The organism is Acidobacteriota bacterium (genome assembly GCA_016716715.1).
GTDB lineage: Bacteria > Acidobacteriota > Thermoanaerobaculia > UBA5066 > UBA5066 > Fen-183.
The window spans coordinates 90646-105727 of sequence record JADJVE010000005.1 but is presented as its reverse complement, the minus strand read 5'-3'; the positions used below and the strand labels follow the sequence as shown (position 1 = coordinate 105727).

General features: G+C 71.2%; 15 protein-coding genes. 6 read left to right on the top strand and 9 right to left on the bottom strand.

All coding sequences use genetic code 11. The features are described 5' to 3' along the window. Window positions 1-9 precede the first annotated feature (9 nt). The 6 genes from IPL89_09700 to IPL89_09675 form a co-directional block, all read right to left on the bottom strand. Window positions 10-696: an RluA family pseudouridine synthase gene (locus IPL89_09700; protein MBK9063453.1), complete on the bottom strand. Its 687-nt coding sequence runs from the start codon at window positions 694-696 to the stop codon at window positions 10-12. 12 nt (window positions 697-708) lie between these two features. Continuing rightward, the gene (locus tag IPL89_09695; protein MBK9063452.1) at window positions 709-1431 is read right to left on the bottom strand and encodes an energy transducer TonB; all 723 of its coding nucleotides are present in this window, start codon (window positions 1429-1431) and stop codon (window positions 709-711) included. A gap of 65 nt (window positions 1432-1496) precedes the next feature. Then, window positions 1497-2075, bottom strand: a complete 579-nt coding sequence (locus IPL89_09690) for a hypothetical protein (GenBank protein MBK9063451.1) — start codon at window positions 2073-2075, stop codon at window positions 1497-1499. Further along, complete coding sequence (locus tag IPL89_09685) at window positions 2075-2854, bottom strand: hypothetical protein (GenBank protein MBK9063450.1); 780 nt, start codon at window positions 2852-2854, stop codon at window positions 2075-2077. The genes IPL89_09690 and IPL89_09685 overlap by 1 nt, the downstream gene beginning before the upstream one ends. 25 nt (window positions 2855-2879) lie before the next feature. Continuing rightward, on the bottom strand, window positions 2880-4079 hold the full coding sequence (locus IPL89_09680; GenBank protein ID MBK9063449.1) for a diguanylate cyclase: 1200 nt from the start codon (window positions 4077-4079) through the stop codon (window positions 2880-2882). A 573-nt stretch (window positions 4080-4652) separates the two neighbouring features. Further along, window positions 4653-5966, bottom strand: a complete 1314-nt coding sequence (locus IPL89_09675; protein ID MBK9063448.1) for an MFS transporter — start codon at window positions 5964-5966, stop codon at window positions 4653-4655. 45 nt (window positions 5967-6011) lie between these two features. Here IPL89_09675 and IPL89_09670 point away from each other — a divergent pair, with 45 nt between their 5' ends. From IPL89_09670 to IPL89_09645, 6 genes are all read left to right on the top strand, one after another. Further along, window positions 6012-7271, top strand: a complete 1260-nt coding sequence (locus IPL89_09670; GenBank protein MBK9063447.1) for a dipeptidase — start codon at window positions 6012-6014, stop codon at window positions 7269-7271. Between the two features lie 42 nt (window positions 7272-7313). Beyond that, window positions 7314-7649, top strand: a complete 336-nt coding sequence (locus tag IPL89_09665) for an SDR family NAD(P)-dependent oxidoreductase (protein ID MBK9063446.1) — start codon at window positions 7314-7316, stop codon at window positions 7647-7649. Next, window positions 7613-8023, top strand: a complete 411-nt coding sequence (locus IPL89_09660; protein ID MBK9063445.1) for an SDR family NAD(P)-dependent oxidoreductase — start codon at window positions 7613-7615, stop codon at window positions 8021-8023. The genes IPL89_09665 and IPL89_09660 overlap by 37 nt, the downstream gene beginning before the upstream one ends. Window positions 8024-8163: 140 nt before the next feature. Continuing rightward, window positions 8164-8793 carry a VIT1/CCC1 transporter family protein gene (locus IPL89_09655; protein ID MBK9063444.1) on the top strand — a complete coding sequence of 210 codons (630 nt, stop codon included), beginning with the start codon at window positions 8164-8166 and terminating at the stop codon, window positions 8791-8793. A gap of 72 nt (window positions 8794-8865) precedes the next feature. Next, the gene (locus IPL89_09650) at window positions 8866-10632 is read left to right on the top strand and encodes a 2-oxoacid:acceptor oxidoreductase subunit alpha (protein ID MBK9063443.1); all 1767 of its coding nucleotides are present in this window, start codon (window positions 8866-8868) and stop codon (window positions 10630-10632) included. Next, on the top strand, window positions 10629-11510 hold the full coding sequence (locus IPL89_09645; GenBank protein ID MBK9063442.1) for a 2-oxoacid:ferredoxin oxidoreductase subunit beta: 882 nt from the start codon (window positions 10629-10631) through the stop codon (window positions 11508-11510). Before IPL89_09650 ends, IPL89_09645 begins: the two co-directional genes overlap by 4 nt. Window positions 11511-11514: 4 nt before the next feature. Here IPL89_09645 and IPL89_09640 read toward each other — a convergent pair whose 3' ends face one another. The 3 genes from IPL89_09640 to IPL89_09630 are packed head-to-tail and all read right to left on the bottom strand — an operon-like array spanning window position 11515 to window position 15036. Beyond that, complete coding sequence (locus tag IPL89_09640; GenBank protein ID MBK9063441.1) at window positions 11515-13023, bottom strand: SPOR domain-containing protein; 1509 nt, start codon at window positions 13021-13023, stop codon at window positions 11515-11517. Then, window positions 13020-14039: a rod shape-determining protein gene (locus tag IPL89_09635; GenBank protein ID MBK9063440.1), complete on the bottom strand. Its 1020-nt coding sequence runs from the start codon at window positions 14037-14039 to the stop codon at window positions 13020-13022. Before IPL89_09635 ends, IPL89_09640 begins: the two co-directional genes overlap by 4 nt. Window position 14040: 1 nt before the next feature. Continuing rightward, window positions 14041-15036, bottom strand: a complete 996-nt coding sequence (locus IPL89_09630) for an N-acetylmuramoyl-L-alanine amidase (GenBank protein MBK9063439.1) — start codon at window positions 15034-15036, stop codon at window positions 14041-14043. Window positions 15037-15082 lie beyond the last annotated feature (46 nt).

The window sequence follows — 15082 nt, the reverse complement described above, 5'->3', positions numbered from 1 at the left end:
ATCGCTTTCTCACCCTTCTAAGCAATTCCTGATCTCTTCGAAATCTCCCGGAAGCGGCGAGACAACGTCGATTCCCATTTCCTCCACGACGATCCGTTCGGCGTGGAGCAGCGGATGCGACACACGCTGGAGCGCCCCGCGCCGCGCCGCGTCCCTGATCCCCCGCCAGCGCGTCGCGCCGCCGTAGAAGTCGTCCCCCGCGATCGGATGGCCCTTCGCAGAAAGGTGGACGCGGATCTGGTGGGTCCGCCCCGTCTCGGGGAAGAGGCGCAGATCCGAGAGACCCGCGTATCTCCTGAGGGTCTCGTAGCGCGTCGCGGACGGCTTGCCGTCCTTTTCGACGCGCATCTTCCGCCCGTCCTTCGGGTCCCGCGCGAGCGGAAGGTCGATGCGTCCTCGGGCCGGCACGGGGTGGCCCCATACGAGCGCGCGGTACGACTTCTGCGCGGTCTTCTGCTGGAGAGCGCGGGAGAGCGCCCGGTGAGCCGCGTCGTTCTTCGCGAGCAGGACGACGCCGCTCGTCCCGACGTCGAGACGGTGGACGAGGAGCGGCAGCGGTTCGTCCGCCGGCACGCCGCACGCCGCGAGGAGCCGCCGCACGGCCTCCTCCGCCGAGCCCGGGCGCGAAGACGTCGCCATCGAGACGCCCGCCGGCTTGTCCAGCACGAGGACGTCGGCGTTCTCGAACAGGATCACGCGGGCGTTATGTCACAGGTTCCGGAGCGAGAAAGTGAGGACGACCTTCAAGAGAACGGCCACGGGCCGCGCCCCGACGGAAGCCGGACGATAGCGCCAGCGCCGAACCGCCTCGACGGCCGCCGGATCGAGGAGCGGGCTCACGCCCTGCGCCACGCGCACTTCGCGCACCGCGCCGTCCGCCCCGATGACGGCGTCGAGGACGACCACCCCTTCGATGCGCGCGCGCCGCGCGAGCTCGGGGTACGGGGGCGCGATCGTCTCGATCGCGACAGGCGGCGAGACCCCGGGAGCCGTCGCATCGAGAATCCCGCCGCCCGGCCCCCCCGATCCGGGCTTGCCCGTTTCACCCGGAACGCCGATGCCCGACTCGCTTTGCTCGTCGGTTCCTTCGAAGGTGAATTGGCCTTCGGGCTCGCTCGTCGGATCCGGCAGCACCGACCCGATGCCCGTTGGCTGGGAAACCGGGGGGCGCGCGGCGGCGCCGCTCGCGCTCGCGGTGCGCGCCCCTAGACCGCCCTCTCTTACCCTTCTAAGAGAATCCACCGAAATGCGAGCCGGGGCGTCGATCGTGAGAACGGGGACCCAGTCGATCTTCACGATCCCGTCCAGTTCCGGCGGCTCCGGCGTCGCGAAGAGCGGCGGCACGACGAGGACTGCCGCGAGCGCGGCGTGCGCCGTGGCGGAGACGGCGAACATGGGCCTTCGGCGGGGCGCGGGTGCGGGCTCGAACATGGCGGCCTCCTCGCCCCGATACGACCCGGGCGGAGGCGTGGAAGTTCCCGCTGCGCGCGGCGCGCTCAGTTCACGTTCGTGAGGACCGGCGCGTCGCTCGCTTCGCGGACGCGCGAGACGACCTTTTTCCCGTTCTCGGTGCGGGTCTTGATCGTCACGGACTGCCCGGGCGCGAGGCCCTTCGGCACGTCCGCCTTCCTCGCGAGCGGAAACGTGACGGTGGTGCCTTCCGCCCGCCGGAGCGTGAGGCTCTTCCCGTCCAGGGCGACGACCGTGTACGACGGCGCCTTCGCGACGCTCACGGGGCGCGGCGCGACGCCGGGCTTCCTGTGCACGCTGCCGGCCGCCGCGGGCGCTTCGCCCGTGACCGGCTCGGAGCGGCCGGGCTCCTCGACGGCCGGCGGAGGCGCGGGAGCCGGCGCGGGAACCGGCGCGGGCAGAGGCGCCGGAGTCGGCGGTGCGGTCCCGAGCTCGACGGTGCGGTTTGCGCGCTCGTCCGGGAGCGCGGGCTTCACGGCCGTCTGGTCCGACGGCGCGACGGCGCCCGCGCCTGCGGCCGTCGGGACCGCGGTGGGCTGGGCCTCGGCCGAGAGGCACGCGGCGCAGGCGAGGCCGAACGCGAAAAGGGCGACCCGCCGGCCCATCAGTTCGCCGGGGTCTGGACCTTGCTGAACTTCGACGGCGGCGGCGTCTTCGGCGGCTTCGGGCGCTCGACGCGGTCGGCCGTCTTTCCGTCGAACGGCTTCTGGAGCGGGACGCGCACGACGATCTTGTCGCCCTCCTTGAGCCCCCCGGCGACCGCGGCCTTCTCGGAGAGCTTCACGGTGCGCTCGGTCCCGTTCGCTTCGACGAGCGTGACGGTGCCCTTGTCGATCGACTTGAACGTCCCGCGCAGCGTGATGTACGTCGCGCCGACCACCGTCTTGCCCTTCGGGCCCGGGGCCGGCGGCTCGGGCATCGCAACGGGCGGCGCCGTCGGCGCCGCGGGAGCGGGCTCGGGTGCGGCGGTCGGCGCCGGCAGAGGCGGCGGCTTCGGCGGCTGCATCGCGGTGGTGAGTCCGGTCACGCGGTAGCGCCCGTCGGCCGTCTGCCGGACGAACACCGTCAGCATGCCGCCCGGCCGGAGGTCCGGCGGGAAGATGATGTTCGAGACCACGGGGACCACGCGCGTGAGCCCGTCCTCGAACTTCATCGTGATCGAGCGGCCTTCCTCCCACTGGATGACCTGGCCCGTGAATGGAAGCTCCGGGCCGACCATCTCGGAGTTCGCGAGCGGCTCCGACGCGATCTTCATTTCCTGGTTCGGCATCCCGGGCAGCGAGGGCACGACGACGGTCTGGCCCGCGGTCTGCTGGGCGCGGACGGGTGCCGCGAGCGCGGCCAGGGCGGCGACGACGAGGACGTAACGGAGGACGTTGCGCATGGTCGGCTCCTTCAGCCGCCCATTGTCACCCCGAATCGCCGCTGATGCCCTTCAGTCGTTCGCCCGCGACCGGCCCCTCGGCGATGCACACGCGGTCGCGGCCGAGCGCCTTGGCGCGGTAGAGGGCCGCGTCGGCCTCGCGCAGGAGAACGGCCGCGCCCGGCGGCGCGCCGTCCTGCGGGTCGTGCACGGCCAGCCCGATCGACGCCGTGACGTGCCCGGCGACCCCCGGCACGCGCGCCTTCGAGACGGCGAGCCGGATGCGCTCGGCGCAGGCGGCCGCCTCGTCGCGCCCGATCTCGGGGAGGAGGACGACGAACTCCTCGCCGCCGAAGCGCGCGGCGAGGTCCGTCGTCCGGAGGGAGGCCGTGAGCGCCTCGCCCGACGCGATGAGGAGCCGGTCTCCCGCGAGGTGCCCGTGGGCGTCGTTGAAGTCCTTGAAGCGGTCGAGGTCGAGAACGGCGACGGCGACCGGCCGCCCCGTGCGCTTGGAGCGCGCGAGCTCGAGCGCGATTCGCTCGAAGAGGCCCGTCCGGTTCGGCAGGCCCGTCAGGGGGTCCGTCGCAGCCGCGACTCTCAGGCGCACCATGCGATCCGCGACGACGGACAGGAAGATCGCCGAGAAGAGAAGAAACGCGGGACCGATGAGCTGGAGGTGGTCGGCTTCCGGGACCATGGACAGGTCCTGCGCGACGTCGTGGAGCGTCGCGAGGAAGACGAGGAGAAATCCGGCGACGACAGGGCGGGCGTAGGAGACGCCCCGGCGCCACTTCGAAATGAGAAGCGCCGCGACGTGGCCGCCGATGATCGCCACCGCGGCGTAGCTCACCGCGAGGAGCCGGTAGAGATCGTCGACGCGAGGCCACGCGAGGCACAGCGCGGCGCACGCGCCCTCCACGACGAACACCGCCCGCAGCCAGCGCGGAGGACGCGCGAGATAGAACCGGTAGAAGAAGAGCCCGAGGAGCGGCGGGATCGAGAAGGAGAGCGCGAGGTTCAGCCGGAACACCGGCGAGAGGGGAATCCCGAGGAGAGGCCACACGGAGAGCCACGTGCCGAGATAGAGCGCGACGCCCATCGTGAAGAGAAAGAAGATCAGGAACTCCACCTGCAGGCGGTCGCGCAGAAACACGAAGAGCGCGAAGAGCCCGAGGGCGAAGATCGCGGCCGCGACCAGCGCGAGCGGCGTCTCGTGGTTGATGCGCGTCTGGACCGCCGCCGACACGCCGTCGAGGTACGGCGCGCCCGTGATCCCCCGTCCCGCGGCCCGGCGTTGTAGACCCTCACGAGGAGCGTGTGGACGCCCGCGCGGGTCGTGAGGCCCGCAGGGAGCTCGTACACGCGCCTCACCAGCGTGCCCTTGTCGTACGCGGGCGGGAACCCGCCCGTTCCGCCCACGCGCACACCGTCGAGGAACACCTCGTCCGCGTCCCGGATCTGCGAACAGAGGAACGCGAGCGGTTTGTCGGCGATGTCCGCCGCGAGCGTGAACCGGAACCGGTACCAGCCGAACCCGTGCTCGGCGAAGCCCGCCTTCTGCCACGTCGCGGGCACGGCGATCGGGTGGAAGTCGAGGGCCTCGGCCGCGGCGGCGCCGCCTGCCGCGTCGCCAGGGGCGAACTCGGCGACAGGGGAAAGGTTCGCGCGGAGCGACGCGACGCGCAGGGGCTCCACGCCGGCGGCCGGGAGGGCCGCGAGGCACGCCAGGACGGCGAACCAGCCCCGTGCGTCATGACGTGTCATGAGAGCGGCGGATCATCTCCCAGGAACCCGCCCGCGATCAATTCGCGACGGCGTCTCAGCGGCTGCGGTGCCGGCCCGCCGGGAACCGCGCGGCGGCAAAGGCCGCGAGAACGGCCGCCGCGAGCAGCGCTGCGAAGACCGGAAGCAGCGAGCGCTCCAGGGCGATCCGAAAGCCCGGCGGCGCGGGGATCTCGCCGGAGAGCGCCCGGCTCGCGGACTCCAGCGCGGGCCCGAGACGCGCCGAGAGACCGGCCGCGAGGACGGCGCCCATCGCGGCCACCCCGAGCGAGCCGCCGACGGTACGGAAGAACGGCACGAGGCTCGTCGCGACGCCGCGCTGCTCCGCGGGCGCGTCCTCCTGGACGGCGAGAAGCTGCGAGAGCGCGGTCGGCCCGAGGCCGCAGCCGATGACGGCGCACGCGGCGCTGATCCACGGTGTCGAGGCGTCGAGCGCCGCCGCCGCGAGGAGCCCCGCGAAGCCGAGGACGAGGAGCCCCGCGCCGACGACGGCCGACTGCCGGAACCCGATCCTGAGAATGAGCCGGCCGCCCGCCGTCGCCGAAACGGCCCAGAAGAGGATGAGCGGCGTGATGACCGCGCCGGCGGAGCTCGCGCTGCCGCCTCGCGCGCCCTGCACGAAGAGCGGCACGTACGTCGAGACCCCGTACAGGGCGATCCCCATGAGCACGGCCGAGACGTAGGGCCACGCCGTGGCGCGGCGCTTGAGGAGCGCAACGAGCCCCGGCGCGCCGGCGACCGCGCGCGGCGCACCCGGAGTCTCGATCATCCGCGTCGCGACGATCCACGCGGCGAGGAGGCCCAGCGGCAGGTTCAGCAGGAAGATCGAGCGCCAGCCGGCCGTCACGGTCAGGAACGCGCCCGCGAGCGGGCCGACGAGGCTCGACACGCCCCAGATCGAGCTGAAGAGGCCCTGGATCCGCGCGCGCTCCTCCATCGAGTAGAGGTCGCCAGAGACCGTCAGCGCCAGCGGGATGAGGCCGCCGGCGCCAAGGCCCTGCAGCCCGCGCGCGGCGATGAGCTGCGGCATCGTTCGCGCGAGCGCGGCGAGAAGGGAGCTCCCCGCGAAGAGCGCGATCGCGAGCAGCATCATCCGGCGCCGGCCATGGACGTCCGCGAGCCTCCCGTAGATCGGCATCGTGATCGTCGAGCCGAAGAGGTACACCGAGAACACCCACGAGTAGAGCGGCAGGCCGTGGAGGTCGCCGATGATCGTGGGCATCGCGGTCGTGACGACGGTCGACTCGAACGACGAGAGCGACGTCACGAGAACGAGCGCAAACGTCACGGCCCGGCGGCGCGCGGGGTCGAAGCGGGGCGCCGGATCGGAGCGTAGCGTCGCGTCGGTCATCGCGCCGGCCAGCGTAGCAGCCGCGAACGCGCTATCGTCGCCGCCATGCGATTTCGTCTCAACCTTGCCGCCGCCGCCCTTGCCGTCGCCCTTCCCGCTGCGGCGGCGGATGATACGGCCCTCGCGCACGCGAAGGACCTCCTCTCGCGCCACATCCTGATCGACGGCCACAACGACCTGCCGTGGGCGATCCGCGAGGCGAAGGCGGCGCCGGGAGACGTCGCCGCGTACGACCTCAGGACGAAGACGTCCGGCCAGACCGACATCCCGCGCCTCAGGGCCGGGCGCGTCGGCGGGCAGTTCTGGTCCGTCTACGTCCCGGGAGAGGCGAAGGAGGGCTGGGCGCGCATGCAGCTCGAGCAGATCGAGCTCGCCCGGCGCATCGTCGAGCGTTACCCCGACACGTTCGCGCTCGCGCTCACGGCCGACGACGCCGAGAAAGCCTTCAAGGCCGGGAAGATCGCATCGTTCATCGGGATGGAGGGCGGCCACGCCCTCGAGAACTCGCTCGGCGCCCTGCGGGCGTACTACGCGCTCGGCGCGCGGTACATGACGCTCACGCACAACACGTCGCTGCTCTGGGCCGACAGCGCGACCGATGCGCCCGCCCGCCACGGCGGCCTCACGAAGTTCGGCGAAGAGGTCGTCCGCGAGATGAACCGCCTCGGGATGCTCGTGGACCTCTCGCACGTCGCGCCCGAGACGATGCGCGCGGCGCTGCGCGTCTCCGAAGCGCCGGTGATCTTCTCGCACTCCTCCGCGCGCGCGATCTGCGACGTCCCGCGCAACGTGCCCGACGACGTCATCCGGCTCCTTCCGAAGAACGGCGGCGTCGTGATGATCGCGTTCGTCACGGGCTTCGTCTCGCCCGAGGCCGCGAAGATCCTCATGCCGGCGTTTCAGGAGTTCAACGCCCGCGCGAAGACGCTCGCGAGCGAGAAGGATCGCGATGCCCTCTGGAAGGAGATCTTCGCGCCCCTGAAGGTCCCGAAGGCGACGGTGGGAGAGGTCGCCGACCACGTCGAGCACGTCCGGAAAGTCGCGGGCGTCGACCACGTCGGGCTCGGCGCCGACTACGACGGCAACGACAGCTGGCCCGTCGGCCTCGAGGACGTCTCCACGTACCCGAACCTCTTCGCCGAGCTGATCCGCCGCGGATGGAGCGACGCGGACCTCGTCAAGCTCGCGGGCGGAAACGTGCTCCGCGCGCTCCGGCAGGCCGAGGCCGTCGCGAGGAAGCTGCAGGCCTCGCGTCCGCCGTCCACGGCGACGCTCGAGTCTCTCGACGGACCACCCGGAAAGTGACCCGCGGCCCGGAGGCCTAGAATCCCGTCCCGGGAGACAGCCATGGACCTGAAGGGCAAGGTCGTCCTCGTCACGGGCGCCGGGCGCGGGATCGGCCGGGCCGTCGCACTGGCCTTCGCCTTCGAGGGCGCGAAAGTGGCGCTGGTCGGCCGCACGAAGAAAACCCTCTCCGAAGTCCAGAAGGAGCTCAAGGATCTCGGCGCCTCGTCGGCCGTCCTGCCGGGGGACGTTTCCGACGAAGGCGTCGTCTCGCGCGTCGTCGCGGCCGCCGAGCAGCAGCTCGGCCCCGTCGACGTCCTCGTGAACAACGCCGGGATCTTCACGGCAGCGCCCGTCGAGAAATGGATGCGGCCGTCTTCGACCGCGTGCTCGCCGTGAACCTGCGCGGGCCGTTCCTGATGTCGCGCGCCGTGCTGCCCGGAATGAAGACGCGCCGCCGCGGGCACATCGTGAACGTCGCTTCGACGGCCGGGCGGCGCGGCTTCGCGGGCGGCGGCGCGTACTGCGCGTCGAAGTTCGGCCTCGCGGGACTCTCGGAGGCCATGATGTACGAGGCGCGCACGTCGGACGTGCGCGTGTCCGTCGTCTACCCGTCCACGGTCGCGACGGACCTCGTCCGGAAGGCCGGGATGGCATTCGACGAAAAGAAAGCGATCCAGCCCGAGGACGTGGCGGCCGGGATCGTGGCGCTCGTGAAGCTGGATGACCGGGCCCTCGTGAAGGGACTCGAGATCTGGCAGACGAACCCGTGAGCGCGCAGAAGGAAAAGCCGCGGCCGCACACGCCGCAAGCGCCGCCGCACGCCAAGGGAACCTCGCGGGGCCTTCCGAGGCACCATCACGTCGAGTCGCACTTCGAAGGCTCCGAGACGGTCCGCGACGTGGTCCTCGGCATGTCCGACGGCCTCACGGTTCCGTTCGCGCTCGCCGCGGGCCTCTCGGGCGCCGTCGCGAACTCGCGCGTCGTCCTCGTCGCGGGCGTCGCGGAGCTCGCGGCCGGGGCCATCGCGATGGGCCTCGGCGGCTACCTCGCGGCCAAGAGCGAGGCCGACACGTGGCGCTCCGAGCTTCGCCGGGAGCACGAGGAGGTCGTCGAGGTCCCCGCGGAGGAAAAGGACGAGGTCCGCAAGGTCTTCAAAGGCTGGGGCCTCGAAGGGAACGTCCTCGAGTCCGCGACGGAGGCCGTCTGCGCCGATCGGGACCGCTGGGTGGACTTCATGATGCGCGAGGAGCTGCACCTCTCCGAGCCCGACCCGAAGCGGGCGCGCGTCTCGGCCGTCACGATCGGCGGCTCGTACGTCGCGGGCGGCGCGATCCCGCTGGGTCCTTACCTCTTTCACATTCCCATCACGACGGCCCTCCTCGCATCCGTCGTCGTCACGCTGATTGCCCTCGGCATCTTCGGAGCTTTCAAGGGGCGTCTCACGGGCCGCCCGGTCGCCGCCGAGGCCCTCCGGACGGTCCTCGTCGGGGCGCTCGCGTCCGGCGCCGCCTATTCGCTCGCGCGTCTCATTTCGGGCTGAGACGCTTTCTCGTTCGCCCATGATCCGTTTGCACCATGGACGGCGGAAGCCGCAGGAGACACCCTGTGCGCCATGTCGAGACGTGATCTCACCATCGCGATGGTCGGGGCCGGCGGCGACGGGATCGTCACCATGGGCGACATCCTGTCCCAGGCCGGCGCGCGCAACGGACTGAACGTCATCAAGACCGAGGCCTACGGACCCCAGATCCGGGGGGGCGAATCCTCGTGCGTGGTGCGGCTGAGCCCGAGCGCGATCTACGAACAGGGGGACGCCGTGGACGTCCTCGTCGTCTTCTCCTGGGCCGACTTCGGCCGCTTCAAGGGAGAGGTCCAGCCCGCGCCGAACGCGGTCGTCCTCTTCGACGAGGCGGACCCCGTGGCGCGAACCCGGGAGGACCTCGGCATCGGAGCGGACGGTCACTGGCTGGCCGTGCCGTTCTCGAAGCTCGCGGGCGACGCGGGCGCCAAGGGATCGAAGAACGTCGTCGGGCTCGGCGTCCTGACCGCGCTCTTCGGCCTCGCCGAGGAGACGATCCGCCGCGCCGTCGTGAAGCGCTTCGGGCGCAAGAAGGCGGCCGTCGGCGAGCTCGCCCTCAAGGCCTACGAGGCCGGCCTCGTCCACGGCGGCACGCTTCCCCCGATGCCGGAGCGCGGCCTGACGTTCACGCCCGGCCCCGCCAAGCTCCTCATGTCGGGCAACGAAGCGTCCGCGCTCGGCGCCCTGCACGCCGGCTGCCGGTTCTTCGCCGGTTACCCGATCACGCCCTCGACCGAGATCCTCCAGTTCGCCGAGGAATGGCTCCCGAAGATGGGCGGCTCCGTCGTCCAGACGGAGGACGAGCTCGCCGCGATCGGCGCCGTCGTCGGCGCCTCCTTCGCCGGCGTGAAGTCCATGACGGCGACCTCGGGGCCCGGCCTGTCGCTCATGACCGAGATGCTCGGCCTCGCCTCCATGGCCGAGGTCCCGTGCGTGGTCGTGGACGTCCAGCGCGGCGGTCCCTCCACCGGCCTCCCGACCAAGAGCGAGCAGTCCGACCTCTGGCAGGCCGTGTTCGCCGGCCACGGCGACGCGCCGCGCGTCGTGATCGCGGCCTCCGACGTCGAGGACTGCTTCCACACGACGGTCGAGGCCTTCAACATCGCCGAGGAGTTCCAGGTCCCGGTCATCGTCCTGACGGACCAGTCGATCGGCCAGCGCCGCGAGACGCTCGACCCGACGCGCCTCGTCCACGACGTCGTCGACCGCGCCGTTCCGACCGCCGAGGAGCTCGTCGAATACAAGCGCTACCGCGACACGCCCGACGGCTATTCCCCGATGAGCGTCCCGGGTCTGAAGGGCGGCATCTACCAGACGAACGGCCTCGAGCACGACGAGTTCGGCCGCCCGGCCTCGATGGCCCACGTCCACGAGACGATGAACGCGAAGCGCTATCGCAAGCTCAAGCCCATCCGCGACAGGTACCAGCGCGCGCGCCGCTACGGCCCTGCGAAGGCCGACCTCGGAATCGTCTGCTGGGGCTCGTCCAAGGGCGCCGTCAAGGAAGCGGTTCTCATGGCCGAGGAGCGGGGCGAGAAGGTCGCCGCATTCATTCCGCAGATGATCTTCCCCTTCCCGGTGAAGGCGTTCGAGGAGTTCCGCGCGAGCGTCCGGCAGCTTCTCGTGATCGAGATCTCCTACGCCGCGCAGTTCTACAAGTACCTGCGGACGTTCACGACGCTCCCGGACAACACGATCATCTTCAAGCGGTCGGGCGGCAAGAACCTCACGATCTCCGAGGTCGACGACCAGATCCGCAGGTTCTTCGCATCAGGAAGCCAGCAGAAGGGGGCCGCATGAGCGCCGCACCGCCCGCCCTACCCGTCTTCGTCCCCGGCGACTACAAGACCGACCTCAAGCCCGTCTGGTGCCCCGGCTGCGGCGACTTCGGCGTCCTCACCGCGCTCTACCGCGCGATGGCCGAGCTCCAGCTCACGCCGGAGCTCACGGCCGTCGTGTCCGGCATCGGCTGCTCCTCGCGCCTCCCCGGCTACGTCGAGACGTACGGCTTCAACACCGTCCACGGCCGCGCGCTCCCGCTCGCGACCGGCGTCGCGGTGTCGCGGCCCGACGTGAAGGTCATCGCGGTCGGCGGCGACGGCGACGGCCTCGCCATCGGCGGGAACCACTTCATGCACTCGGCCCGCCGCAACCTCGACGTGACCTACATCCTCATGGACAACGAGATCTACGGCCTCACGAAGGGCCAGGTCGCGCCGACGACCCCCACCGGCGACAAGACGAAGACGACCCACTACGGAAACCCCGAGCCCGCCGTGGACCCGTGCGAGCTCGCGATTTCGTTCGGCGCCACGTGGGTCGGCCGGGCGTTCTCCGGCGACCTCAAGGGCACCGTGGAGCTCATCGTCAAGGCGCTGCGGCATCGCGGCTTCGCGTTCCTCAACGTCATGTCGCCCTGCGTCACGTGGCGCGGCGACGACCAGTTCAAATCGCTCAAGGCCAAGGCGCGGCCGCTTCCGGCCGGACACGACGTCACGTCGCGGTTCGAGGCATTCAAGTTCACGCGCGAGACGGACGTTCTCTCGACCGGGGTCCTCTACGACGTGAAGAGCCCCTCGCTCAACGACCGGCTCGACACGATCAAGGTGACGGCGCGGGCGGGCGCTCCGCTGGTCACCGTTCCCGAGATCGTCAAGACGTTCCTGCCGTCGTTCTGAGCCGTCAGCGCCCGCGCATCTCGTAAACGAAGCCGAGATTCGGCGTCTTCTTCGCCTCGAGGTCGGCGCGGTACGCGCGCGCCTCGTCGACGTTCGCGAACTCGCCGATCACGACGCGGAACCAGACGCCCTTGTTCCCGAGGTCGACCTCGACGGCGCGGCCCGGCTTCCCGAGCTCGCTCGCAAGGCGCTTCGCCTCCTTCTCGGCCGACGGACGGTCCTTGTGCGACGAGAAGTGGACGACGTAGACGACGCTCTTGCCGGCCCAGTCGGGCGTGACGAGCGGCGCCGCCTTTCCCTTCGCCGCGGGAGCGGCCGCGGGCGCCGCCTTCGGCGCAGGCGCAGGCACGGACACGGCAACGGGCGCGGGAGCCGCAACCGGCGCGGGAGCCGGGGCGGGAGCCTCGACCTTCTTCGGCGCGGGGGCGGGCGCCTCCACTCTTTTCACGACGTCCCCGGACAGGAACGTCCGGACGGCCCATATGAGGCCGGCCGCGACGGCAAGGACGACGGCGATCGCGACGATCCAGCCCGTCCGGCCGCTCTTCTTCGGCGGCGCGGCGGATTCGGCTGCCTTGAACGCGAACTCCTCCATCATGGGCTCGACGGGTTCGGTCGCGTCCCCGACGAGGTCCGTGAGCCGCGGCATCTCCGACATCGATCTCACGGGCGGCTCCATCCGCGGCGCCGGGATCTCGATCGGCGGCGCCGGAGTCTCGAAACGCGGCGCGGGGGCCTCGAAGCGCTCGTTCGACGGCTCGAACGCAGGTTCGTCCTGCGCCGGGGCCCAGGGGTCGGGCCGCGTGAAGTCGGGCTCCTCGACGCGAGGCGGAGGCGGCGCCGGTGCGAGAGGCGAGGACAGCTCGAGCGTCGGCGACGAGAAGAGCGGAAGGTCGTCCACGACGGGCTTCGGACGCGCTTCGGCGCTGCTGCGCTCGACGGCAAGCCCCTCCGGCGCAACCACGCGGTCGGGCGCGGGCAGGCGCGAAAACGAAGGGGGAGCAGGCGCAGACGGAGACGCAGGGACGGCGGTCTTCTCCGGCGGCGCGATCCCCACCGGCGCGCGCGAGCGCGGCGGCAGCGGGAGGATCGCGGAGCGGAACGGCGCGTCGTCGGACTGGATGTTGAAGTCCTTTTCCCACTCGAGGTCGGCCGCTCCAGCGCTCTGGAACGGGCCGTCGCCCGCGGCGCCGGCGGGCCTCTTCGGCCTCAGCGGCGGCGCCGGAATCGAGACCGACTTCGGCTCTTCCGGCTCCTCGGCGGCCGGAGCCACGACGCCTTCCTGCTCGAGCTGGCGGCGCGCACGCCGCACGAGGACGTCGAGCGGCGCCGATTCGAAGCCCTGCTTCACCTTCGCGAGCTCGTCCGCGACGACCGAGCGGGCCGCCTTGAACAGGACGGCCGGGTCCGCGGAGACGCTGCGGGCCAGTTCGCGGACGACGTCGGTCACGGCGGGCAGCATGCGCCGTTTCGTCGTCCCGGAGTCGCGGCCGAACCCGCCGTCGCCGCTCATGCGCCGAGAGGCTCCCACTCTCCTTCGGGGGCGTCGATCGCGATCGCGAGGCCGCCGTTCGCGCCCGCGAAAACCGGGTCCTCCACGGCCTTGACGCGCCCGCCGCCCACGTCGAGGAGCACCTTCTCGAGCGCGGCCGCGAGGCCCGGAATCTGCGAGCCGCCGCCCGCGAGGACGATGTTCCGCTGGACCTTTTCCTGGTACTCGGGCTCCACCTTCGAGAGGAGGTCGAGCATCGTCTCGGCGATGGGCCCGACGATGCTCTCGCAGGCCTTCTTCATCTCGGCGGTGATGTCGACGTCGGCGGGCTTGCCCTTCACGGGGAACCGGGCGACGACGGGCTGCTTCGGGTCGCCCACGAAGCTGAACTTCTCCTTCCACTCCCGGATCATGTGGATGGAGAAGCGGCCTTCCGGCGCCTTCGTCTTCACGAGCTTCATGAGCTGGTCGTCGATGGAGTCGCCCGCGTGCGTGAGCGTTCTCTGGTCTTCCTCGGTCGGATAACGGCCGTTCATGACGCAGAAGTCGGTCGTGCCCGCGCCGATGTCGATCACCATCGTGTGCAGGAGCGCGTCCATCCCGTAGGCGACCGCGAACGGCTCGGACACGATCAGGAGCGCGTCCGCGATGCCCTTCACGGCGCCGCGCAGGTGCTGGCGGGAGACGCGCAGCGCCTCGGCGGGCACCCCGACCACGGCCTCCACGCGCTGTCCCTCCTGGCGGCCGGCGAGCGCGATCAGGTGCTTCAAGAGCTCGTGCACCGCCTCCTCGTCCTTCGCGGAGCCCTGCTTGATGAGGCCGCGCTCGAGCGGCCGGTGCAGGTCGAGCATCGACCGCGCCTCCAGCGCCTCGGCGCCGAACAGGATCGTCTTCTTCACGATCTTCCGCGCGACCATGTCGAGCGGCCAGCCCACGTAGCTCTCCACCACGTGCTTCGTGCCGTTCGACGCCGCGATCGCGCTGCGCGAGGTCCCGAGGTCGATGCCGACGTGGAGGACGTCTTTCTTCGAGGTCATGTCAACTCCGTTTCGAGGGAGGATGATTGCGGGATTCCGCGTACGCGAGGATTCCGTCCGCAAGCGCGCGCGCGATCGTCTGGCGGTACGCGGAGTCTTTGAGGCGCCGCGCTTCGTCGTCGTTGGAGACCGTGGAGACCTCCGCGAGAATGCCGGGCATCTCCGTCGCGATCAGGACCACGAACGGCGCTTCCTTCACGCCGTGGTCCTCGAGGCGCGGGACGGCCCGCTTCAGGCCCGTCACGAGGCCGCCCTGCACGGACGCGGCGAGCCGCTTCGACTCGCCGGAGCGCGCGTCCTGGAGGACGCCCTCGAGGAGACGCCGGTAGTCCGCGAGCGTGTAGCCCGACTCGCGGTTCTCGTCGCCCGCGAGCGCCTGCACGCGCGCGTCGGTCGTCGTCCCGAGGACGTACGTCTCGACCACGCGCTTGTCGCGAACCGCCGGGAGGGAGTTCACGTGGATCGAGACGAAGACGTCGGGCCTCTTCGCGTTCGCGAGAAGGACGCGGTCCTTGAGGGACAGCGTCGTGTCGCCGTCACGCGTCATCGAAACGGCGAGGTGGCCTTCCTCGAGAAGCGCCCTGACGCGGGTCGCGACGTCGAGCGTGACGTCCTTCTCGCGCACGCCGCCGGCGCCCGTCGCGCCAGGGTCGGTCCCGCCGTGCCCCGGGTCGAGAACCACGGAGCGCACGGAGAGTCGGAACAGCGACGGCTCGAGGCCCTTCGGGGCGTGCAGGACGGCGGCGGCGGGCGCGGGCACGGCCGCCGGCGTCGAGACGAAGACGACGTCCGTGCGCTCGCCCTTCCCCGTCGTGAGCGCGTTGATCGAGAGGAAGAGCGCGAGCGGGACGATGACGAAGACCGACGCGCGGAAGATCGCGCGGCGGATCCGGTCCGAGCGCCTGAGACCCTTTGGAAGACGCCCCTCGATCACGTCCACGTTCTCGCGGATCGCGTCCCTGACGAGAGTCTGCTTGAGCCGCCCGGATGACGCCATGATTTCCGTGAAAAGGTTAACACTCGGGGACTTAGGGCCGGCCCGG